The organism is Vibrio sp. V19_P1S1T109, assembly GCF_002241375.1.
GTDB classification, from domain to species: domain Bacteria; phylum Pseudomonadota; class Gammaproteobacteria; order Enterobacterales; family Vibrionaceae; genus Vibrio; species Vibrio anguillarum.
The window spans coordinates 1-21,903 of the sequence record NZ_NDIM01000162.1; the positions used below are offsets into that span (position 1 = coordinate 1).

Genomic DNA, 21,903 nt, shown 5'->3' on the forward strand with positions numbered 1-21,903 from the left:
AGTAAAAATCCGCCTTCTTAGAAGGCGGCTTTGGTTTATAGCCCCCTATAAGGGGGCATCCCTGCGCTGCTAGTTTATCTTCAACTCTAACTGCGCCTCATATTCTTGATCTTTCTTGTCTTGGTGCCTTACGTAACGCCTGATGATTTCTTCATTCACACCAACTGTGTCAACAAAGTATCCCCTTGCCCAAAAATGATTACCCCACAGTTTCTTCCTTATATGTGGGAACTTGTTAAACAAGCGGATTGCTGAACGCCCTTTCAATACTCCCATCAACGTTGATATCGAAACTTTTGGTGGAACTATCACAACCAAGTGAACGTGATCCGGCTGAACATTTAATTCCAAGACTTCACAATCTTTCATATTGCACAAAATATAGATTGAGCGATAAAGCTCCTTACCTACATTCCCTTTCAATATCTTAAATCTGTATTTCGGAGTCCAAACTATATGGTATTTGCAACGCCAATATACATGTGATGAACTTCTATAATCGCCCATGTTTTTAGTTTCCTCTTACTTGTGGTGAATAAGAGGTTTACTTCTAGCATGGGCACTCCTTCGGGCAATAGCCCCAAGGTTCAATCACCACCGCCCAAGGCGGTGGTTTAGGGATGACAATAAAAAAGAGGACACCTTCGTGTCCTCTTTTTTATCTAACGATTGAGTAAAACAACCTAATACCATTTATGGCATTGTGACGTGTTTCGATAGGGCTTCCCAATGAAGATAGTAAAAAAGAAGCGCCGCTAACGTGATTAAGGTCATTAATGAAATGGCTACGCGCCAAATAAAACGACCGCTGCGCGGAGTCAGCTCCTTCTCACATTCATCACACACACGAAGAAATGCTTTGCGATCTTCTAACTGATAGTTATCTTCATGCACAACTTTGTTACGAATAGTGGCAATAAACCTCAGCTTGCCCACCACATCATGTGGTAAACGCTCTTCACAGCTGGTCACCAATTGATGTAACCCCTTCCCCTCAGCGTGATATTGCTCTCTCAACAAGCTTTCCAATCGACGCGTTCGCAAAACCACTTTCTCAATATCTGACATTATCGCCCTCCTGTGCCAACTCTGGTGGCGCTCCATCTATTTTTATCATACTTCCCCACGGAATAGTTGAGCATTTTTGCTCGCTAACCTGCCGAGGAAATGTGATATCCGCCGGAAAAAAAACCGTCAAACCAATCAAACTCACGCTTTAGTAGCAAGCAACACTCCTTTGCCATATGTTGCACGCTAAAATGTCGCCTTCATCGCTAAGGAGTTCACCATGCCGCTTTCATTACTTATCGTTGTCGCTTTGTTAGTTATCTCTGCTATTTGGGTATTTAGCTATTTCTATCGTCGCCATGTGCAAGGCGAAAACGCCCCCGAACGCACTGCTAATGTCACGATTATCGACAAGCAAGCCATCGTCATCCCTCATGCTCGCCCTGGGGAAGAGGATCAGGAGTTCTGGATTTACGTCCAAAAAGGCAAACTTGGCCCAAAGCGGGAATTTCAAGTCGGCGTGCATTATTACCATGCACTTAACCCAGGCGACCAAGGAATGCTGACTTATTGCGGACACAAGTTTCTACACTTTGCACTCAAACGTTAAGGTAATAACCAACGTGTTTTTGCAGAGCGAGCAACCCATATACTCACCACCAGTGATCCTGCGCCGCTTACGAGAATCCATAACGGGATCACCCATGCGGGATTCCCTTGATCCCACCCATACTCTTTTACAGGCCATAGAAAGATGGGATGTAATAAATAGATGCCTAAGCTGTGCTGGCTTATCACACTTACGACTTGCTTAGCACGAGCGGGCAATCTCTCAGCAAAATATCGACACACTATAAATATCATGCTGGCGGCTAACACAACGTTCAGTGTTTTATAAGAGAGCCAGCGACCAATCGTATACTCACCCGCTGCGACACTGTGGCTGACTACCATCCATACCGTCGTCAATAGTGCCAGACAGCCAAGCAGAATCGCCATACATAGCGTTACCCGCTTGAGTGGCACCTTCTGATAGAGCAAGTAACCCAGCGGTAAATAACCAGTAAACAGCCATAGCTCATTACTCCAAGGGCCATCAATACCGCATAAAAATAAGGTGGTCGTCAGCAGCCACATGGCAACTAATGCGTACAGCGCTTTATCATCAACTCTTCGGACCAGCAGTTGTAGAAAAGGGATCACAAAATAGAGTGGGATAAAGTAATAGAAAAAACCTAAATGGTAATACGTTGCGTGGTGCGTACTGTTACTCAGCACCGCCTTTGCAACTTGCCCATCAAATCCACTCGCACTCCAGCCGGACAAATAAGCATAGAAGAGCGACCAAACGATAAATGGCAGCAAAACTTTGCCAAGACGTCGCTGAACATAATAACGCGCATCAAAAGGGCGACGATCACTGAGCATTAAGGCTCCAGTGATCAATATAAAGACTGGCACAGCCCAACGGCTTACACTATTGATGCCAACCGCAACCACCCACTGCTCAAAAGGAATATCGCCGAGTTGCTGCCGATAGGGGGCCAACACATGAATACCGATCACCGCTACAGCAGCCAAACAGCGCAATAAATCAAAAAAAATAACTCGTTTGGTCATAGTGCCTATCCACAGTGTTTTAAGGTTTCTACTATAAAGTTGAAATAGTTGGCTATGTAATCCGCAAGTCAGTTATCGGTAAAGGATCACTAACGCCATTATAATTAATAGCTAATACCTATCGAATAAATCAATCAAAACGAATTTATTTTGTTCACTTCAAGGTGCAATCTAATGCTTAACAAGAGAAATCACTTATCCATGACAACGAGGTGAACACATGACAACAAATTTGATCGGTTTAGATACCAACCAAAGCCAACAACTTGCACAAGCGTTAAACCAATTATTGGCTAACTACCAAGTGTTTTATATGAATACTCGTGGTTATCATTGGAATATCAAAGGAAAAGAGTTCTTTGAACTGCACGCAAAATTTGAAGAGATTTACACTGACATACAGGTCAAAATTGATGAGTTAGCAGAACGAGTTTTGACTTTAGGTTATCAACCGTTGCATAGCTTCAGCGCCTATTTAGCAACAGCACAAGTGTCAGAACACACTAACGCAACTAATGGTCAAGAAACCATGCAAGGATTGGTTAAGGGATTCAGTGTATTGATCCACCAGCAACGAGAAATTCTTGAAATTGCAACGCAGGCGGGAGATGAAGGCACTTCAGCACTGATGAGTGACTACATCCGCGAACAAGAGAAACTGGTATGGATGCTGAATGCTTGGCTGCAATAAACCCTAAGTTTGGGCAAACCGCCGTCGCTCATGACGGCGGTTTTTATATTCGCACGAAATTTATTACAGCAAACGATGAATATCTTGACTCCAGCGCTGCGCCGCCGAAAGCTCATCACTGACTTGATTTAATTCAAGCCCTAGCAGATCACAATGGCTTTCCACTCCTTGCCAGTCCGCTTGCTCAAAACACTCCTCAAGTGCCAACAGCTCGCCAATGGGTCCTTCACGCTTTTGCAGTGCTAGTTTGACCACGTCACACAAGGGTAACTGCGCAACCAGCTCTTCAATTGAAATATCCAGTAAGGCATCTAACACAGAAAAAAGACCAATTAAAAAAGCTTGCTCGCGATGTTGACGAAATGAAGGATGCCCAGACATTAATTGGCAAAATTGAGCACGTTGCAAAGAGAGGTTATACAACTCTTTCGGCTTTTTAGCTGAGACAAATGAAGCAACGGCTAATGATACAAAGGTTTTGAGCTTGTCTTGACCAAGATAGACCAAGGCTTGACGAAAAGAGGAAATCGGCACGGATAAGCGATCAGACATAGTGTTGACGAATCTGAGCAACTTGTATGAGAGCGCTACATCTTGCGCGACAATGTATTCAATCCGTTCAAAATCAGCATTTGGCTTACAAACTTCTCGAAACAGCTCTAAGGCGATAATCTGCTCTGGTCCAACATAACGCTGCTTGATCATTTCTGGTTTACTAAAGAAATAACCTTGGAAAAAGCTAAAACCGGCATTACGTGTCACGGTGAACTGGTGATCCGTTTCAACTCGTTCCGCTAAATAACGACGCTTACTGCCTTCCGCTAAACGCTGACGTACAAACTCGCAAGCGTGATCTAAGCCCAGCGCCATAATATCGAGCTTGACGATGTGCACATAACTCAGAAAGCGTTCCCATTCTGGCGCATACACAAAATCATCCAGCGCCACCAGATAGCCACGCCGATACAACTCTTTAATCGCCTCAAGCAGTTCATCCGTCGGCTCACAGGTTTCGAGCACTTCCACCACAATTTGTTCTCGCGGCAACGTTAAAGGCAGACGGCGAATTAAACTCTTGTAGGGAAAATTAATAAAACAACGTGATTTGGGAATATTGGGATTGATCCCCACCGCAAGAAAGTTTTCGACGATCAAGCGATACGTGGCTCGATTCGACTCAATGTGCGCTGGAAACGCGTTTTTTTCCCCATCACGAAAGAGCAATTCATAGCCAAGCGTATGCTGCTTGGCATTTAAGATCGGTTGTCGTGCGACATAAGAATAATGCATTAGTGATTAACAACTAATAATTGAGACATAGCCATCTAGGACTTCGCCACTGCCAGTAGCGCTCCACAACCAATAAACATCGAGCCAAATACTCGGTTAATCTTACTCATGACACTCTCTGAACGAATAAAGCGCCCCATTCGTGCGGCTAAGGAGGTGTAACCAAGCATCACAATCGAATCAATGGTTACCGTGGTCACGCCTAACACCAACAATTGAATGAACTGATCTTGGGTTGGGTCAATAAATTGTGGAAAAAGCGCCACCAGAAAGACGATGGATTTAGGATTTGTCAGGTTGATCAACACCGCTCGACGCAATAAAGACCAACTCGTTTGCATTTGAGCCGTTGCATTGGCCATCATACTTGAACGATCGCGCCATTTTTGAACACCTAACCACACCAGATACGCAGCACCAACCCACTTAATCACACTAAATGCCGTGGTTGATTGTGCCACTAAGGCACCAATTCCTGCTCCCACCAACATGATGTGAAAAGCCAAACCCAACTGTAAACCCACAATCGCGGCTAGTGATTTACGTGTACCGTAGCTGAGACCATTGCTGATGGAATTGACCGTCCCTGAACCCGGCGCCAAACTAAACAGTATCGCGGTCACCACATAGGCAAGCCAAACATGAGTATCCATTGCAATTCCTCTCAACTAGACTAATCTAGCCTAAAAATGAACTATTCCTCGAATCTGTCCAATAAGAATAATCTATGAATCAGACGAGTCCAAACTCCCCACCTTATACTCAAGAGTCTTTCTTTGAGCAAGTGATCAATACCACGATTGCCGATTTCTGGCACTCCAGAGAAGAAGGTTTTATCAAATCTGCTGATAAAACAAAACTTTATTGGTGCAAACTTACCTCGCCTCAACACTCAAAGGCGATCTTCGTCGTCAACGGACGAATTGAATCTTGCTGGAAATATCAGGAGCTATTTTATGATTTTTTCCAACAAGGTTATGATATTTATTCTTTTGATCACCGTGGCCAAGGGCTTTCTGATCGATTAATCGACGATCCACAAATCGGCCATGTCGGTGAATTTGATGACTACATTTTAGACATGCAGCGTGTCATTGAGCACTTTGACTTAAGCCATTATGCACAACGTTTTCTCGTCGCCCACTCGATGGGCGGTGCCATTGCGACCCGGTATGTACAAACATACCCTCAACACCCGTTTGCGGCTATGGTGCTCAGCGCGCCAATGTTTGGTGTCAACATGCCATGGCAATTACGTCCTATCGCCATGACACTGAGCCAAGTGCTGACGGCGATGTATAGCAAACCAACCTATGCGCCAGGCTATCAAGCCTATTCTGCAAAGCCTTTTGAGATTAACCCATTAAGTCAAAGTCAAGTGCGTTACCAATGGTTTCGAGACCTGTACCAACGCAAACCCGAATTGCAAGTCGGCGGCCCTAGCACGCGCTGGGTATGGCAAGGGCTCATGGCAGCGAAGCTGTGCCAACTGATGACTCGTCAAGTGAAGTTACCAACACTCATCTTGCAAGCAGGGCAGGATGAGATTGTCAGTAATGCGGATCAAATCCGCTTTGTCACTAAGCTGGCGAAAACCAATCCATCTAGCAAGCTGGTCATCATTGAAGGAGCAAAGCATGAGCTCTTTTTTGAAAAGGATTGCTATCGAAACCAAGCACTTGATGAGCTATTTAAGCAATTCCAATCTCTTGAGAACACGGTTTAATCACGATGTTAGAACTGAGCAAATAGAGGAAATTTCAATTGAGAGTTTTACCCTCTTTTTCCTCTTTAAGATGGCGTAAACTAAGCCACACCAAAGTTTCTCCACCATCTGCGATCTGCAAACCAAATCGACCATGATAATGAGGGTTTTATGACCACCGAATGTAAAGAGCACGCGATTCATATCGTGGCGTCCGATCTCGACGGTACACTACTTGCGCCAAACCACCAATTGAGCGAATTCACCAAGCAAACGCTACAAGCGCTTCACCAAAAAGGCTTTACTTTCATCTTCGCTACCGGTCGCCATCACGTTGATGTGGCGGGTATTCGCCAGTTAGCGGGCATTCCAGCCTACATGATTACTTCCAATGGTGCGCGCGTTCACGATCAACATGACAACCTGATGTACAGTAAAAATGTACCGCAAGAATTGGTACAGCCCGTCATTGATGTGTTTAAGCAAAACCCTGATATTTTTGTTCACATCTATCAAGATGAATCGTGGTTATTGAATAAAGAAGATGAAACGCTGCGTGATTTCCACGAAGAATCCGGCTTTAGCTACCAAGTATTTGATGTCAATAACGCACCTACCGAGGGCGTCGCCAAAATATTCTTCACCCACCCAGCGCAAGATCATGAGTTATTAGCTCAGTTTGAAGAACGCTTAAACGATATTTTTGGCGACAAACTGAACGTCGCCTTCTCAACACCTTGGTGTTTGGAAGTGATGGCAGCAGAAGTGTCGAAAGGGGATGCGCTCAAAGCCGTTGCAGAATCATTAAACCTGACCCTAGATAACTGTATTGCGTTTGGCGATGGTATGAACGATGTGGAAATGCTGTCGATGGCTGGTAAAGGCTTGGTGATGGGCACATCGCATCAAAAAGTGTTCAATGCACTGCCGAATAACACCGTGATTGGTAGCAATGCAGAAGACGCCGTGGCTCACTATTTGCGTGAACATTTATTGTAACAGCAGCCTGCAGTAACGAGCGGTCACAAAACACAGCGCCATTTGAGCGCTGTGTTTTTGTTCATAACGGCTTCACGATTTATCTCTGATTCTTGTCCGCGGGTTGTTAAATTCACACCCATCAGTTCAATTTGCCAGCGCCTTTATGCCATAATCTAGCCTCGTTGCATTGCCCAAAAAGAGTCTGTTATGAAAGTGCTTCACTGTTCCGCGCTGTTATTGACCACATTAATGCTGCAAGCCTGTGCGACACACAACGCATCACTGCCACCAGCCGTACCGATGGCGAGTTTGGATAAACCCAGCTCAATCAAAGCACAGCCCTTTATTATGCGTGGAGAAGTCGTGGTAGGTCATGAGGCGCAAACCTTTACACCTTGTGGTAGCAATCAACAATATTGGCTAGCACTGACGCCACAGCAGACTCAGCAAGCCTTGAGTTTGGCTCGCTCGCCTTATCAGCCTTTGTATGGCGAACTCATTGGTACTTTATCAGCGCCAAGCCGCACAGGCTTCGATGCCGATTCCAGCGCACGTTTCAACGTGATCAGCATCAATATGCTCAGTGCTGAAAATCCTAAACGCTGCAATCAACCACTCAAACCGACACGCGCTTTTGGCAACGAACCGTCATGGTCCATCCACTTTGAAGGGAAAAACCTTAACTTTCAAACCATCAGCGGTGAAACTCAAACATTCGCTATCACAAAAAGTCAGCTATCTGAAACCAAGCGCGAGTACCAAATGAATCAAGGTTCGCTGCTCCTCACACAAAAAATGTGCAGTGACGGGATGAGTGACTCTCTGTACGGCTGGAGTTCCACCTTGAAAGTCGGTGAGAAAAGCTATCAGGGGTGTGCCACCTTAGGTAATAGTGATGCGACGCTTCCATGGGTTGGGGCTTATCATGCTACTTCGACCCAAAATAGGGATTTCACGATTCGTTTGCAACTGAATGCGGATCATACTGCTAGCACTCATTATGACTACAACGATGGTCAGCCATCGACCGTTGAAAAGGGGTTTTGGCAACCATTAAACCTAAATCAGATCCAAGTTGTCATGACGCGCCACCAGCAACAATATCTGCTTTCTGAACGTATCTTTACTCGCACTGGTTACCAACTGAAAGCAGAAAAAGAGAAGGTGGGCGATGTACTCTACCCTATCGCCAATGGCGGTTTAACGTTATTTTCTGAAAATATCGAGACACCATAAGTGACCAGACCGTGCCCTTGCCCAGTTTGCCATTTTAGCTATCAATGCCTCTGTTCACTGCAACCAACACTGGATAGCCAACTGCGCATTGCACTACTGATGCATGAAAATGAACCGCATCGAGCGACCAATACTGGCAAGCTGCTGCTGCGTAGCTTGCCCAATTCCTCTGTGTACATCTGGGACCGAGTCTCTACGGCGAAATCATTACAAAAGAGAATTCTAGATGAGAAGTTAAACGCTGTGGTTATTTTCCCTTCGACGCGCAGTCAATCGCTCACCGAATACCAATCTCTCTCAACGTCTGACACTCAAGAAATCGTGTTTATTATCCTAGATGGGACATGGCAAGAAGCCAAGAAGATGCTCAATAAGAGCCCTTGGTTATCCGATTTACCGCAGCTACACCTCACCCCAAATCAAATCTCTCAGTATGGATTAAGGCGAAATCAAGATGCTGGTCATTTATGCACGTTAGAAGTGGGCGTTGAGCTGCTCAACTCTCTCGGAGAACCAAATAATGCGAGAGAGTTACGCGCGTTTTTTACTTACTATCTCAAGGCTTTTCAAGCGGATAAAAGCGGTCACACCCTAAAGCTGCAGTAATGAATCCAGTTGATGGATTTCAATATCAGGCAAAACTTTGACCTTACGACTGGCGAGCAAGGTTTGGCCTTGATCGTTATACCAACAGGCTTGAAAACCATTACATTTTGCGCCTTGCACATCGGTTATCAGATGATCACCAACGTGTAAAATCGAGGCTGCAGGTAACTGTAATGCAGCCTGCGCTTTGTTAAAAAGATCCGGATACGGCTTGGCCAAGCCATCGGGACCCGCTTTAAAAATTTGTTGAAAATAATGCCCCAAGCCAATTTTGTGCGGGTCAACATTGCCGTTGGTAATCGCCACTAACGGCATGCGCTTTGCCAGTTCGGTCATCACGCGGTGCGTCTTCTCTGGCACCGTGATTAAGTGACGTAACCGCAACACTTCTTCAATGGCATTCTGCGCAGCCTGTAAAGCAAGTTGCGGCGAATAACCTAATTGAATTAAGCCTTGTTCTATCTGCTTAAATCGCCACTGAGTGACATCATGGCCGAGCAGTGGCTCTTGCAGCGCCAGTTGCTGTTTAAGTTGCTGCCACCAACTTATCGGACGCGTCGCGGAAAGCGGATGATGAGTGTGCAGCCACACGACCATTTGCTGCTCAACATGACGGATCACTGGATGGTTGTCATACAACGTGTCGTCCAAATCAAAGCTCATCGCTTTAATGGGGCCGATATTGCGATAAAAGTGCATGCGTTACTCGCTCTGTTTCTTTTTACGTGCTCTTGGGTGCGCTTGGTCATAGGCCTGCGCAAGATGTTGAAAGTCCAAATGAGTATAGATTTGCGTCGTCGAAATGTTCTCATGACCCAGCAACTCTTGGACAGCACGTAAATTATTGCTCGATTCAAGCATGTGAGTCGCAAAAGAGTGGCGCAGTTTATGTGGGCTAATATGGCTAGCCACCGCCTGCTTTTGCCCCCACTCGGCCATGCGTTTTTGTACGTTGCGATGCGAAATACGAACACCCAGTTTTGAAACAAACAAGCTTTGCTCATCAGCGTTTGCAAACTGCGTTCGTATTTTCAACCAATGCGCCACCCATTCTTTGGCTTGGCCTGCAAAAGGCACCTTACGTTCTTTATCCCCTTTACCCACCACTCGAATCTCGCCGCGGCTAAAGCTCAGGTCTTTTACGTTAATGCTGACGAGCTCCGCTAAACGCAACCCAGCACCATACATCAATTCCATCATGGCTCGATCGCGCACTGACAGCGGATCATCATCCTTTACTTCGAGTAGTTGCGCGACTTCATCCACATCTAAGTTTTTCGGTAACGGGCGTTTTTTACGCGGTGCTGCAACGCCTTTGGCCGGGTTAGCTGTCAATTCACCACGCAAGATCAAGAAATCAAAAAAACTGCGCAATGAAGAGAGACGCGTCGCTAAACTGCTGGCTTTCATCCCTTCACGCATCCCTTTGCTCGCCAGCTGTCGCACCCAAGCGGCATCGACTTGTTGCCATTGATTCAGCCCCATCTGCACTAAATGCTGCGCCATGGTTTCCAGCTGTTGTTTGTAATTGCGTTGGGTGTGCAAGCTCAACCCTTTCTCGCTCCGCAGATATTCATAGAAGCGAGTTAAGGGCTGCTGTAAGCCGTTAGGCAGAGGTGTGGCTGATTCGGTCATGCTCAATCGGTTGCCAAGGTAGAGTCTCAATTAAATGAGAGAGAACTAACGCCAAATGACGTAAAAAGAGGGTATCCATGCTCGGTTGAAAATGGCCGCCATCTTCACTTGCAAACGCTAACACGCCTTGTGATGAGCGCTTACCTAATGGTAGCACCACATACGAACCCATTTCTGGCGCAGCAGTTTGTTCACCAAATAACGCTTGGCGATCCAACTTTTTCATACGCCCTAAATAAGCATTTTTGCCATTAAAATGGTTAGTTGCAAAGCGCTGCCATTGCTCTTGAGTCAATTGATAATCGGTTTCAGGCGAGGCCAGTAAACGAATATACGCTACCAAACCTAAGGTTTGCGCTTTGTTTTCTATTGCCTTACATACTTGCGGCATTGAATGACATTTTAAGATCTGCTCTTGCAGATCCATAAATTCGTGGAAAGTGCGGTCATTATTGGCCGCTAATGACATAAAGGCGGTGATCTCTTCCTCTAACTCCTCAATTCTCTGACGCTGACGATTCAGTTGTACATGCACCAAAGAGACCGCACCTTGTTGATGGTGCGGCAAGGAGAGCCTGTCAACCAGCTCTGAACGCTGGAGGAAAAAATCTGGGTGATCTCGTAAATATTCAGCCACAACTTCGGCTGTGAGTGCATCCGCTTCAACGTGTGACAAAACGATTCCTTATCTTATTTAACCCTAACAAGAGACTTGACCATCAAACACATGAGTCGCAGGGCCTGTCATATAGAGTGGCTTACCCGGCCCTTGCCAGTGGATCTCTAACGAGCCACCAGGTAAATGTACTGTCACCTCTTCCGCCAATAACCCTTGAAGAATACCAACGGCAACCGCGCCACACGCGCCACTGCCACACGCTTGAGTTTCACCCGCGCCACGTTCATAAACACGTAGCTTCACTTCATTGCGATTCAGCACTTGCATGAAGCCTGCGTTAACACGCTCTGGAAAACGCTCATGAGATTCAAGCAGTGGACCCAAAATTTCAACCTCAGCGGTTGTCACATCCTCCACCACTGTCACCACATGCGGATTGCCCATACTCACCGCCCCGCAGAACAAGGTTTTCTCTTCAACGCGCATGATGTAAGTTTTCTCTGCCTGTTTGGCTCGAAATGGAATCTTATTAGGCTCAAATTCTGGTATGCCCATGTTGACGGTGATTTGATCATCCTCTTCAACATTTAAAACCATTTTGCCTTTTTTAGTCGTGACTCCGATGCTGTACTTATTGGTCAGCCCTTTCATCCGCACAAAGCGAGCAAAGCAACGTGCGCCGTTGCCACATTGTTCAACTTCGCTGCCATCGGCATTAAAAATACGGTAGTGAAAATCACTTTCCGGATCATACGGCGCTTCAACCACTAATAGCTGATCAAACCCCACGCCAGTATGACGATCCGCCAAGCGGCGGATCAAATCAGGGGAGAAGAAGACGTTTTGTGTAATGCAATCAACGACCATGAAGTCATTACCCAAACCGTGCATTTTAGAAAAATGGAAATGCATAATGCTTCAATTTACTCCGGCAGAATACGCTCTAATGCCCATAGGCTCGATAGTGCTTCACGCTGACGAACAAGGTGGGTTTGTGCACCATCCACCATCACTTCCGCCACGCGAGTACGTGTATTATAGTTCGAAGACATCACAAAACCGTAAGCTCCTGCTGAGCGAACCGCCAGTAGATCTCCCTCATCCAAGACCAATGAACGATCTTTACCCAAGAAGTCACCGGTTTCACAAATAGGCCCAACCAAGTCATAGGTTAGCGCTTCACCTTGGCGCGGCACAACAGGAACAATATCTTGCCAAGCTTGATAAAGCGCTGGGCGCATCAAATCGTTCATCGCCGCATCAATAATGGCAAAATTTTTGTGTTCGGTATGTTTGAGAAACTCTACTTTCGTCAACAACACGCCCGCGTTAGCCGCAATAGCACGTCCCGGTTCAAAAATCAGTTCGAGATCTTGATGGTTACTCAAACGCGCCAACAAGGCTTTGGCATAATCGGAAGGCTGCGGGGGTAACTCATCGCGATACACCACACCTAAACCACCACCAACATCCAAATGTTTAATGGTGATCCCTTCCTCTTTAAGCTGATCAATTAACGCAAGTAAGCGATCGGTTGCATCAATAAAAGGGGCAATAGCGGTCAGTTGAGAGCCAATGTGGCAATCAATACCATGAATGCTGAGATTCTCTAGGCTTTGTGCCAAGCGATAAACATCCAGTGCACGGTCAAAAGCAATACCAAACTTATTGTCACGCAAACCAGTTGAAATATAAGGGTGGGTTTGTGCATCCACATCAGGGTTGATGCGCAGTGAAATCGGTGCTTTCACACCCAGCTCGCCAGCCACTTTATTTAAACGTGCTAATTCAGGCTCGGATTCAACGTTAAAGCATTTAATCTTGAGCTCCAACGCGCGTTTCATTTCCGCTTCCGTTTTACCGACGCCAGAAAATACCACTTTCGCCGGGTCCCCCCCCGCCACCACAACACGCTCTAGCTCTCCTGCCGAAACAATATCAAAACCTGACCCTAAACGCGCCAACGTGTTTAATACACCTAAGTTTGAGTTAGCCTTCACCGCATAACACACCAGATGAGGGTGTTCGCCTACCGACTTATCAAAAGCATGCCAGTGACGCTCTAAAGTAGCGCGAGAATAGACATACAAAGGCGTGCCGTATTGCTCAGCCAACTCTGTTAATGCGACATTTTCAGCCCAAAGCTGACCATCGTCCTGATAATTGAAGTAATCCAAAATTCGTTTCCTTTAAGCTAAATCAATGACTATGGCTGAGGTTGTTCACTCTGCTCAGGCTCTGCTGGCATGTATAACGGCCCGGTTTGACCACACCCTGCGAGAGCAAGGAGTGACAACATAAAAAGTGCAGCGATTGATTTTTTCATTTTGCATGTCGTGATTATTGAGTCAATGCCCCCTATAATCGCACCACAATCAGGAAAAGCAATAGGATAGACAGGATGAACGATACTGAATTTCACCAACTTGTCGATGAGCAGCTAGAAATCATTGAACAAGCGATAGACAACGCAGGTGCCGACATTGATTACGAAACCTCAGGCAATGTGATGACGTTAGAATTTGATGACCGCAGCCAAATTATTATTAACCGCCAAGAGCCAATGCATGAAATTTGGCTGGCATCAAAGTCAGGCGGTTTCCATTTCAAACTGATCGACCAAAACTGGATTTGTTCAAAAACAGGGCTGGAATTGATTGCGATGGTGAAACAAGAATGTGAAAAACACGCTGGCGAAACGATCGACTGGGTGTAAAGCAACAACGCCAAGTGACAGATGTGTGACTTGGCGCTACCGAACTAAGCGTTGACCGCTTTTGAAGGACGAGAATAGAGCGCGGAATCGTTACGATAAGGGACAATATAACTCTCCCCTTCTTCTGGGTGGACAATTTGATAATACTGCGGCAGATTGAAGTTAATAAGTTTAGCGGAGAGTGGGTTACCGTCGCGCACTGAGGTATAAAAGCTGTTGACGTTAGTGATCATCTCATCTTTTTCGCCGCTGAACTGGTGATAGACTTCAATTTGGTTCGACTCATCCAACACATAAATGTTGAAGCCTTTATCGGTATCTTCAAAGAAAAACTGCACTAAGCCTTCACTAGCAAAACCATCGACGATTTCCGGCAGTTGATAATCTTGATCGCGATCGAGCATTAACAGCGGTGAACCTTTCAATTTGTTGGTTGAAATACTGCGGTAAAAATCTACCGAGTTTTCCAACTTCTGTACCGAAACCCCTCGCCGCTCAAAAAACAGACCATACATTTGATCGCCAATGCGTAACGCTTTAAAACGGCGACGTTTCTCTTGCTCTACCGGTTTCAAACGCAAATCGATACATTCCGCCAGCAACTGGTACACCATGTTGCGCATCACGCCACGCAGACTTTTGCTGTAACAAAATACATCGACAGACTCTGGCGGTAGCGCATCTTGGTGCATTTTGCCAAGCACGGTTTTCAACGCGTCGAGCATCGCCGTTTCGCCAGTAAAATGGAGAGTCCGTACTTCATGCCACGAGTTGCGATACACTAAATCGACACTACCGACTAAGCTTTTTTGCTCAGATCCGAAACTGAAAATATCTATATTTTTCAGATCAATTTTGAGCGATTTACCGCTTAATTCCGCGGTAGGATCATTTTCAAAATTGATGAACATCGCCAGTTGGCTGATTTCACAAGGGCTCGCTAAGGCCTGCATGGTCGGCCACCGCTTACGCAACGAGAAGGTATTACGCAAATCGCTGACCATTTGATAGAACTTATCAATATCCAACTGTGCGTCACGTACTACTGAATGCAAATGAGTTGATTCCGTGATCAAACCATTAAAGAAGGCCCAAGAAACCAGCTTACTGAGGTATTCATTATGCTCAAGGAAAGGTTGGCCAATCATACGATGGGCAACCAGAGGCTGTTTATACAGATACCAGCCCGCTTTATTGGTTCGCCCTTCTCGAACTTGAATGAACGAGAGATCCGGCTCGTGCAGATCTGGCGAAATTTGTGGATTCAGTAGCGTGACTTTACCCGGCAACACCTCAAACACCGCATACAACTTACGCGCGAGGATTGATATATCTTGTGGGCTAATGGCCGAGGTGATGTCATTACGACGCGCAAACTGGATCAAGTTTCGATAGCTCAGCATTAACGCATCTAACAACGCATGGTGGACGACTTTAACTTGTTCGACTTTCCAATTACGGCGGTTGTCTAATTCTTGAACAACAGATTCCGACCAATTCCACTGCTGAATCATGTGGCTTAATGCTTCTCGACGCCATGCCACTGAGCCTAAGCTCGGCTCACGGGATAACTTTTCATGCGTTTTGAGATAGAAACAACGACGCACCAGATCAAGACGGGCAGAATCACCAATGCGTTCAAGGTAACGCGTCACTTTTTCAAGCATCAAATAGTAAGCATCCATACTGTACAAATCAGGTTCATGAGTAAAAAACCGTCGTTTGGTATCAATGCTTAATAATTGCGTGTGTGGGTACTCCCACGAATACGCCTCAAGCAGAATCGCTTTTAACACTGACTTGTAAGGCGAGTCGATGCTTTTATAAAGCTGCCAAAGGTTTGCGCCGAAATACTCTTCAGCAGGAATGCGGTTCAACTTACCAAAATCGATCCATTCACTGCAATTAATGTAATCATTGCTGCACAATTCGTGCACGTATTCGTCGTAGCACTCTTCCATTTCAGGAGGCACGATTTGCCACAGTAAACGCTTGCCTGCCAAGCGAACAGCAGAGCGATAGAACTCGTCTAATAGCAGGAGATGTTGCGATGAACCGCAGTTTTCGCCTGTCATCTGCTCAGAATGATTACTGCGAAAACGTAGCTCATCCATCAAGAAAAAGTTAGCTTCCACCCCTTGGCTCTTTGCCCAATCAGTGATCAACAAACATTTGTTGCTTAAGCTTTCCCGCTCATCACAGCTCATACTCGATGCTACACATACCCAAATATCTAAGTCACTCGAGGTGCTTTGACCAATCGACGAGGTACTGCCCATGGTATACAGAGCAAGAATAGCGGGGGAATCAGCGGTCGGTAAGGGTTGACCTAAGGTGAGTTCTGTATCTTCAACCAGCTGACGTTGGATGTCGTTAGGCTCAAAACCATAGACACCATAAGGGACTTTTGCATCGTAGTAGCCGGGAATAATCGGGTGATTGAAGTGCAGTAATGCAGGAATGAAATGAAATACACGTTGACTTTGCAAATCCATAAGCGCCAGCGCACGCTCGGTACGTTGCTGGTTGAGATTGTCTAATCGTTGAATTAACGTCTTGGTGTAAGCCTGCAAGGTTGATTCCTTGGTTGAAACATTAACACGCGCTTTGATTATATTTTATTCTAAAGCACCAAAAAAACGTGATCAATCTAACATTTTCTTTCCATTTGGTAAAGCCCTCTCGATGCATATCACACTCAAGCAGAGCATGCCTACAATGCGCTCCAATGACCTTGGCTATAGTGTCGTAGCTATTTACACTTTGTCGTAATAGCTCATTATATAAACGAGATATAAATCACACAATTTTGACCAATTTATGCTATCTCTTCATCAATCCTTCACAGCGACGATCTAGTAGTAAACCTTTCATAGCGGGAATGATAGGATTAAACCATCCATTACCTACACTCGGGATTATCATGACTCACGCAACACCCATTCGAATCGCCACACGTAAAAGCCCGCTCGCCCTTTGGCAAGCTTATTATGTTAAAGATGCGCTGCAAGCGGCTCATCCTGGCCTAGAAGTGGAATTAGTGACCATGGTAACCAAAGGCGACGTCATTTTAGATACGCCTTTAGCTAAAGTGGGTGGTAAGGGGCTTTTTGTCAAAGAGTTGGAAGTCGCTATGCTTGAAGGCCGTGCCGATTTGGCAGTGCATTCAATGAAAGATGTTCCCGTCGATTTCCCTCAAGGGCTTGGACTAGTGACGATTTGTGAACGCGAAGATCCACGTGATGCTTTCGTTTCAAACACCTATCAAAGCATTGAACAACTGCCTCAAGGTGCCATCGTCGGCACCTGCAGTCTACGTCGCCAATGCCAACTCAAAGCATATCGACCAGACCTTGTGATTAAAGAATTGCGTGGCAATGTCGGTACTCGTCTTGGAAAACTCGATGCAGGTGAATACGATGCGATTATTCTCGCCGCAGCAGGTTTAAAACGTCTGAAGCTTGAAGATCGCATTCGCAGCATTATTGAACCAGAACAATCGCTTCCTGCAGTAGGGCAAGGTGCAGTCGGGATTGAATGCCGTTTAGATGACGAACGTTTAAGAGCATTGCTTGCGCCACTCAACCATTCTGACACGGCTGATCGCGTGAAATGTGAACGAGCCATGAACCTAACATTAGAAGGCGGTTGCCAAGTACCTATCGGTAGCTACGCATTGCTCGATGGTGATCATATTTGGTTAAGAGCATTAGTCGGTGAGCCTGATGGTTCTAAGATTGTGCAAGGTGAGATTCGCGGCCACCGCTCCGATGCCGAGCAACTAGGAATCACGCTTGCCCATCAATTGCTCAATGATGGAGCGCGAGATATTCTGTCCAAACTCTACTGCGAGCACGAATAAAGCATGACGGTGTTGGTCACTCGCCCAGAAAATCAAGGGATTGAACTTTGCCAACAATTAGCGGATCTCGGTATCCGCTCCGTTCACCATCCACTGATTCAGATTAATGCAGGAGTCGATCTCCCGTATTTACTCCCAGAACTTCAGCAATGCGACATTATTATTGCGGTTAGCCAAAACGCGGTGACGTTCAGTCATCAATTTTTGCAAGATCACCGATATTTTTGGCCAAATGACGCCAGATACCTTGCCGTTGGTCAAAAAACCGCACATGTTTTCAGCAAATTGAGCCAACAAAAAGTACACTATCCACAGATAAGTGACAGTGAACACCTGCTTGCCCTACCACAGCTGCAATCAATATCGGGCCTTAAGGTGATGATTTTGCGTGGTAATGGCGGACGTGAGCTCATCCACGACAGCTTAATCGAGCGTGGTGCTGATGTGGTATATAAGGAAGTGTATCGACGCGATACGATCACCTTCTGTGCCGCTGAATCGATATCTCTGTGGCAGCAACAGCAAGTCACTCAGTTAGTTGTCACCAGCTCAGGTCAACTCAATTTTATGATGGATCAATTCTCTGATTCACAACGACTCTGGCTGCTAAATTTAGCTCTTTTTGTCCCAAGCGAGCGAATTCGACAAGAGGCGCTGCACATGGGATTTGGGTGCGTCACGAACGTGGGAAGCGCCTCCAATACAGAACTCGCGGCTAGTATTAGCCAATCTAGACAGGACTCTAAGCATGACAAGCAAAAATAATAACCCGCATATTGAACCTGAAAAAGCAGCCACACCTCCTCTGGTTACAGAAAAAGACGCAACGGATAACCTTGATTCACCAAAAAGTTACGTGCAGGATCCCACGTCTCAGCCTGAAGAAAAGAGTGATAAACGAGCAAAGCGCAGCATTAAACTTTCTGTTATTGCAATTAGCCTATCCATCATTTTCAGTGGTGGCATGGCTTATCAAATGCAGCAAAAAGACGCCTTTTACCAAGCCAAAATCAACGCATTGCAGACTCAATTAACACAAACCCAAAGTCAGCTCGCGGCTGAAATCAATCAAATAAAGCAAGAAACACAAACCAAAGCGGACCAACTCACTCACAAAACTGACGTAGCCTTGAATCAACAGCAAAAAAGTATCGACAACTTGCAACTGGCGATAGCTGATATCAAAGGCCGCCGTCCCAACGACTGGCTACTAGCAGAAGCAGACTACTTAGTAAAACTGGCAGGACGTAAACTTTTTCTAGAACATGACATCGTCAGCGCGACCAGGCTAATGGAAAGCGCTGATCAGCGTATTGCTGAATTGAATGACCCAAGCTTAGTTCCGCTACGCAAAGCCATGGCGCGTGACATTACTCAGCTCAAAATCATCCCATTGATTGATCGTGAAGGGCTAGTGTTACGCTTAACAACCTTACAGCAACAAGTTGACACTCTACCGCTGGCTAATGCCATGTTGCCTGAAACTCAGCAGCAATCAGCGCCCCAAGTTTCCGAAAATATTAACGACTGGCAAAATAATCTCGTTAACTCATTGAAAGACTTCTCGGAGAACTTCATTACCTTCCGCACTCGAGACGGTAATGCCATTCCGCTACTGTCACCTGAGCAGCACTTCTATCTAAAAGAAAATCTCAAAGCAAAATTAGAAACCGCCATCAAAGCCGTATACGCAGAACAACAAGAGATTTATACAACGGCACTGAGCACAGCAGATAAATGGTCAGCCAGCTTCTTTAATTCCGATGATCAGAGTGTGCAGCAGTTTAATCACGCGCTATTGCAGCTCAGTAAACAAAATATACAAGTGCAATATCCAGTTAAACTTGAAACTCAGCACGAACTCGCTGATGTCATCACTGAACGCCTACGCCGTGAAGTCTCTCCAATGAGCGTTACGGAGGACAAGTAATGTTTAGAGTCATCTTTCTTTTTGTAGTATTAGGGGCCGGTTTATTTGTCGGAACCCAATATGCTGGGCAGCAAGGTTATGTTCTTATCTCTATAGCTAATAGAACAATAGAGATGAGCGTAACCACCTTAGTGATCTTTGTGATTGCACTCCTCTCTGGATTATTTAGCTTAGAATATCTCCTCAAAAAAGCATTCTATGCCAGTTCAAACACATTAAACTGGTTCAGCGTACGTAAGTTAAAGCGCTCTCGCCGTTATACCAATGAAGGTATCATTAAACTTCTAGAGGGAGACTGGAAGCAGGCAGAAAAGAAAGTCACTCGCTGGGCGAACCACCATGATATGCCGCTGCTCTGCTACCTTGTTGCATCGGAAGCTGCGCAGGGAATGGGCGACAGAGCAAAACGAGATCACTATTTAGATCTCGCCAGTCAGCAAAGTAATGCAGGCCTAGCCGTTGAATTAACTCGCGCCAAGCAGCAAGTACGAGAAGAAGAGTTTGAGCTGGCGCTAAGCACTCTATCAGCATTACAAGCCACTCATCCGAATAACACCATCGTGCTCAACTTACTCAAGATAACATACGTGCACCTAGAACAGTGGCAACCGCTGCTTGAGCTTTTACCTAAGCTCCAAAAAGCAAAACAGATCGATACGGACGAGAGCCAACAACTGAACCAAAAAGCACAATGCGGTTTACTAAAAAACGTGGCCCAGCAGCAAGGTAGTGAAGGCTTAATCAATCATTGGGACAAGCTTCCAAGGAAAACCAAAAACGACGTCATTTTAACTCAATGCTTCATCGAGCAGTTGATTCAACGAAAAGCAGATTCGGAAGCATTTACCGTCATTAAAGAAACATTAAAAAAACATCCAATGCCAGCTCTGTATTCATTATTGGCAGAGCTCAATTTACCAGATAGATACCCAGCAATTTTGTTGTTACAAGAAGCCATTAGTAAGGATAGTGGTAACGCCGAAGCACACAGCGCACTGGCTCAATTGTATATGAGAGAGCAGAAATGGGCAGAGGCGCAAAGCCATTTGGAAAAAGCGTTATCGCTCCGTGCCAATGTATCTGATTACGCTTATCTTGCCGATAGCCTTGAAAAACAAAACTATCCTAAAGCCGCCGCAGAAGTCTCACGTAAGGCACTGACCATGATAGAGCATGTTTAAATGGCAATCTAACTAAGCACCTAAAAATAACCTTATACCAATTAAAGAAAAGTACGATCTCATTAAGGCTATCTAACTATTGTTAAATATCACGATGGATAGCCTTAATAGCACCGATTTCAAAACGCTGGCGAGCCAACAAAAACCATCCTAATTCTACTATTACCCGCTTGAACACCTGGGATTTCCTGGATAATTTCTTGATCAAAATGCCATTTGACTTAAGGCCGAGCACGGCACAAAACCTCGAACTGTGAAGCCACAGCGATTTGAATATGCGTATTTATTTGGGTCGGCTTGGGTCATGCCCCTAAAAATGAATAGGTGAGGCCGTCGTTATAATGGATGGTGCTGGTAGGTATATAAGTGCAGTTTAGTCATGTCAGTGTCATCACGTTTCTTCCTACTCACCGTGCTAAATCCAATAGAGCAAGTGTGCAGTTGGCTCACGCTAACCAACAAAGTTTTGCGGATCACAACGACATTATGTCTGAGGTGTTCAATGTGTAAAATCGATTTTTGGAAAGTACAGATAGGGTGATCAAGATATGTTCGAGGGATTGAATTAAGCTATTAATTTTCCAGATTGGCATGTTGATATAAAACGAAAAAAACCGCTGTAAAAACAGCGGTTTTTTCTTTAAAAGTGGCGGAGAGATAGGGATTTGAACCCTAGGATAGCTATTAACCATCGCCGGTTTTCAAGACCGGTGCTTTAAACCACTCAGCCATCTCTCCACAAATTGTCACTAAAAATTAGTCTTACTTTGATAATGCTATATTTTTAGTTTTGCTTTCATATTTTTAATGATATGTAAGCGAT

24 protein-coding genes and 1 tRNA gene are annotated in these 21,903 nt (G+C 45.4%); 12 read left to right on the forward strand and 13 right to left on the reverse strand.

The window, feature by feature from the left end; all coding sequences use genetic code 11:
• Positions 1-69: 69 nt before the first annotated feature.
• A complete protein-coding gene (tnpA, locus tag B9J87_RS07580) occupies positions 70-507 on the reverse strand; it encodes an IS200/IS605 family transposase (protein WP_064624342.1) in 438 nt (145 codons plus the stop codon).
• Positions 508-693: 186 nt separating this feature from the next.
• Positions 694-1,068, reverse strand: coding sequence for a hypothetical protein (locus B9J87_RS07585; RefSeq protein WP_026028288.1), 375 nt, complete (start codon positions 1,066-1,068; stop codon positions 694-696).
• A gap of 220 nt (positions 1,069-1,288) precedes the next feature.
• On the opposite strand from B9J87_RS07585, the gene B9J87_RS07590 reads away from it, so the two are divergent.
• Positions 1,289-1,618 (forward strand): DUF2500 domain-containing protein, encoded by a 330-nt coding sequence (locus B9J87_RS07590; protein WP_017044543.1) that lies wholly within the window; start codon positions 1,289-1,291, stop codon positions 1,616-1,618.
• Here the strand turns inward: B9J87_RS07590 and B9J87_RS07595 are convergent.
• Positions 1,615-2,628 carry an acyltransferase gene (locus tag B9J87_RS07595; protein ID WP_094150038.1) on the reverse strand — a complete coding sequence of 338 codons (1,014 nt, stop codon included), beginning with the start codon at positions 2,626-2,628 and terminating at the stop codon, positions 1,615-1,617. The two genes, B9J87_RS07590 and B9J87_RS07595, sit on opposite strands and share 4 nt — an antisense overlap.
• Positions 2,629-2,848: 220 nt before the next feature.
• On the opposite strand from B9J87_RS07595, the gene B9J87_RS07600 reads away from it, so the two are divergent.
• Positions 2,849-3,319, forward strand: a complete 471-nt coding sequence (locus tag B9J87_RS07600; protein ID WP_013855507.1) for a Dps family protein — start codon at positions 2,849-2,851, stop codon at positions 3,317-3,319.
• A 63-nt stretch (positions 3,320-3,382) separates the two neighbouring features.
• Here the strand turns inward: B9J87_RS07600 and B9J87_RS07605 are convergent, their stop codons facing one another.
• Both B9J87_RS07605 and rhtB read right to left on the reverse strand, forming a co-directional pair.
• Positions 3,383-4,609: an EAL and HDOD domain-containing protein gene (locus tag B9J87_RS07605; RefSeq protein WP_013855508.1), complete on the reverse strand. Its 1,227-nt coding sequence runs from the start codon at positions 4,607-4,609 to the stop codon at positions 3,383-3,385.
• Positions 4,610-4,644: 35 nt separating this feature from the next.
• Positions 4,645-5,262, reverse strand: a complete 618-nt coding sequence (gene rhtB / locus B9J87_RS07610; protein WP_094150040.1) for a homoserine/homoserine lactone efflux protein — start codon at positions 5,260-5,262, stop codon at positions 4,645-4,647.
• Positions 5,263-5,336: 74 nt separating this feature from the next.
• Here rhtB and B9J87_RS07615 point away from each other — a divergent pair, with 74 nt between their 5' ends.
• From B9J87_RS07615 to B9J87_RS07630, 4 genes are all read left to right on the forward strand, one after another.
• Positions 5,337-6,335: an alpha/beta fold hydrolase gene (locus B9J87_RS07615; protein WP_026028809.1), complete on the forward strand. Its 999-nt coding sequence runs from the start codon at positions 5,337-5,339 to the stop codon at positions 6,333-6,335.
• A gap of 150 nt (positions 6,336-6,485) precedes the next feature.
• On the forward strand, positions 6,486-7,313 hold the full coding sequence (locus tag B9J87_RS07620) for a Cof-type HAD-IIB family hydrolase (protein WP_013855511.1): 828 nt from the start codon (positions 6,486-6,488) through the stop codon (positions 7,311-7,313).
• 189 nt (positions 7,314-7,502) lie between these two features.
• Positions 7,503-8,531 (forward strand): COG3650 family protein, encoded by a 1,029-nt coding sequence (locus tag B9J87_RS07625; protein WP_094150042.1) that lies wholly within the window; start codon positions 7,503-7,505, stop codon positions 8,529-8,531.
• The gene (locus B9J87_RS07630; RefSeq protein ID WP_094150044.1) at positions 8,532-9,137 is read left to right on the forward strand and encodes a tRNA-uridine aminocarboxypropyltransferase; all 606 of its coding nucleotides are present in this window, start codon (positions 8,532-8,534) and stop codon (positions 9,135-9,137) included.
• On the opposite strand, the gene yigB is transcribed toward B9J87_RS07630, so the two are convergent.
• Genes yigB through lptM form a run of 6 tightly spaced genes read right to left on the reverse strand, consistent with a single transcriptional unit; the run spans position 9,123 to position 13,717 of the window.
• Positions 9,123-9,836 carry a 5-amino-6-(5-phospho-D-ribitylamino)uracil phosphatase YigB gene (gene yigB, locus B9J87_RS07635; RefSeq protein ID WP_094150045.1) on the reverse strand — a complete coding sequence of 238 codons (714 nt, stop codon included), beginning with the start codon at positions 9,834-9,836 and terminating at the stop codon, positions 9,123-9,125. The genes B9J87_RS07630 and yigB overlap by 15 nt on opposite strands.
• Positions 9,837-9,839: 3 nt before the next feature.
• Complete coding sequence (gene xerC, locus B9J87_RS07640) at positions 9,840-10,772, reverse strand: tyrosine recombinase XerC (protein WP_010319873.1); 933 nt, start codon at positions 10,770-10,772, stop codon at positions 9,840-9,842.
• The gene (locus tag B9J87_RS07645; protein WP_019281077.1) at positions 10,744-11,448 is read right to left on the reverse strand and encodes a DUF484 family protein; all 705 of its coding nucleotides are present in this window, start codon (positions 11,446-11,448) and stop codon (positions 10,744-10,746) included. The genes xerC and B9J87_RS07645 overlap by 29 nt, the downstream gene beginning before the upstream one ends.
• A gap of 24 nt (positions 11,449-11,472) precedes the next feature.
• Positions 11,473-12,303, reverse strand: a complete 831-nt coding sequence (gene dapF / locus B9J87_RS07650) for a diaminopimelate epimerase (RefSeq protein ID WP_010319875.1) — start codon at positions 12,301-12,303, stop codon at positions 11,473-11,475.
• Between the two features lie 11 nt (positions 12,304-12,314).
• Positions 12,315-13,568 (reverse strand): diaminopimelate decarboxylase, encoded by a 1,254-nt coding sequence (lysA, locus tag B9J87_RS07655; RefSeq protein ID WP_013855516.1) that lies wholly within the window; start codon positions 13,566-13,568, stop codon positions 12,315-12,317.
• A 29-nt stretch (positions 13,569-13,597) separates the two neighbouring features.
• The gene (gene lptM, locus B9J87_RS18025) at positions 13,598-13,717 is read right to left on the reverse strand and encodes an LPS translocon maturation chaperone LptM (protein ID WP_033197445.1); all 120 of its coding nucleotides are present in this window, start codon (positions 13,715-13,717) and stop codon (positions 13,598-13,600) included.
• Positions 13,718-13,792: 75 nt separating this feature from the next.
• Here lptM and cyaY point away from each other — a divergent pair, with 75 nt between their 5' ends.
• Complete coding sequence (gene cyaY / locus B9J87_RS07665; protein WP_017044535.1) at positions 13,793-14,107, forward strand: iron donor protein CyaY; 315 nt, start codon at positions 13,793-13,795, stop codon at positions 14,105-14,107.
• Between the two features lie 44 nt (positions 14,108-14,151).
• Here cyaY and B9J87_RS07670 read toward each other — a convergent pair whose 3' ends face one another.
• The gene (locus tag B9J87_RS07670) at positions 14,152-16,680 is read right to left on the reverse strand and encodes a class I adenylate cyclase (RefSeq protein ID WP_094150046.1); all 2,529 of its coding nucleotides are present in this window, start codon (positions 16,678-16,680) and stop codon (positions 14,152-14,154) included.
• A 350-nt stretch (positions 16,681-17,030) separates the two neighbouring features.
• On the opposite strand from B9J87_RS07670, the gene hemC reads away from it, so the two are divergent.
• The 5 genes from hemC to B9J87_RS17740 all read left to right on the forward strand — a co-directional run bounded on the left by hemC (position 17,031) and on the right by B9J87_RS17740 (position 21,590).
• Positions 17,031-17,969 (forward strand): hydroxymethylbilane synthase, encoded by a 939-nt coding sequence (gene hemC / locus B9J87_RS07680; protein WP_026028808.1) that lies wholly within the window; start codon positions 17,031-17,033, stop codon positions 17,967-17,969.
• A gap of 3 nt (positions 17,970-17,972) precedes the next feature.
• Entirely contained in the window at positions 17,973-18,734 is a 762-nt protein-coding gene (locus tag B9J87_RS07685; RefSeq protein WP_094145552.1) for a uroporphyrinogen-III synthase, read from the forward strand.
• Positions 18,718-19,899, forward strand: a complete 1,182-nt coding sequence (locus B9J87_RS07690; protein WP_094150048.1) for a uroporphyrinogen-III C-methyltransferase — start codon at positions 18,718-18,720, stop codon at positions 19,897-19,899. The genes B9J87_RS07685 and B9J87_RS07690 overlap by 17 nt, the downstream gene beginning before the upstream one ends.
• Positions 19,899-21,080 (forward strand): heme biosynthesis protein HemY, encoded by a 1,182-nt coding sequence (locus B9J87_RS07695; RefSeq protein ID WP_047690033.1) that lies wholly within the window; start codon positions 19,899-19,901, stop codon positions 21,078-21,080. Before B9J87_RS07690 ends, B9J87_RS07695 begins: the two co-directional genes overlap by 1 nt.
• A gap of 366 nt (positions 21,081-21,446) precedes the next feature.
• On the forward strand, positions 21,447-21,590 hold the full coding sequence (locus tag B9J87_RS17740; RefSeq protein WP_157722350.1) for a hypothetical protein: 144 nt from the start codon (positions 21,447-21,449) through the stop codon (positions 21,588-21,590).
• Between the two features lie 137 nt (positions 21,591-21,727).
• On the opposite strand, the gene B9J87_RS07700 is transcribed toward B9J87_RS17740, so the two are convergent.
• Positions 21,728-21,818, reverse strand: a tRNA-Ser gene (locus tag B9J87_RS07700).
• Between the last annotated feature and the right edge of the window lie 85 nt (positions 21,819-21,903).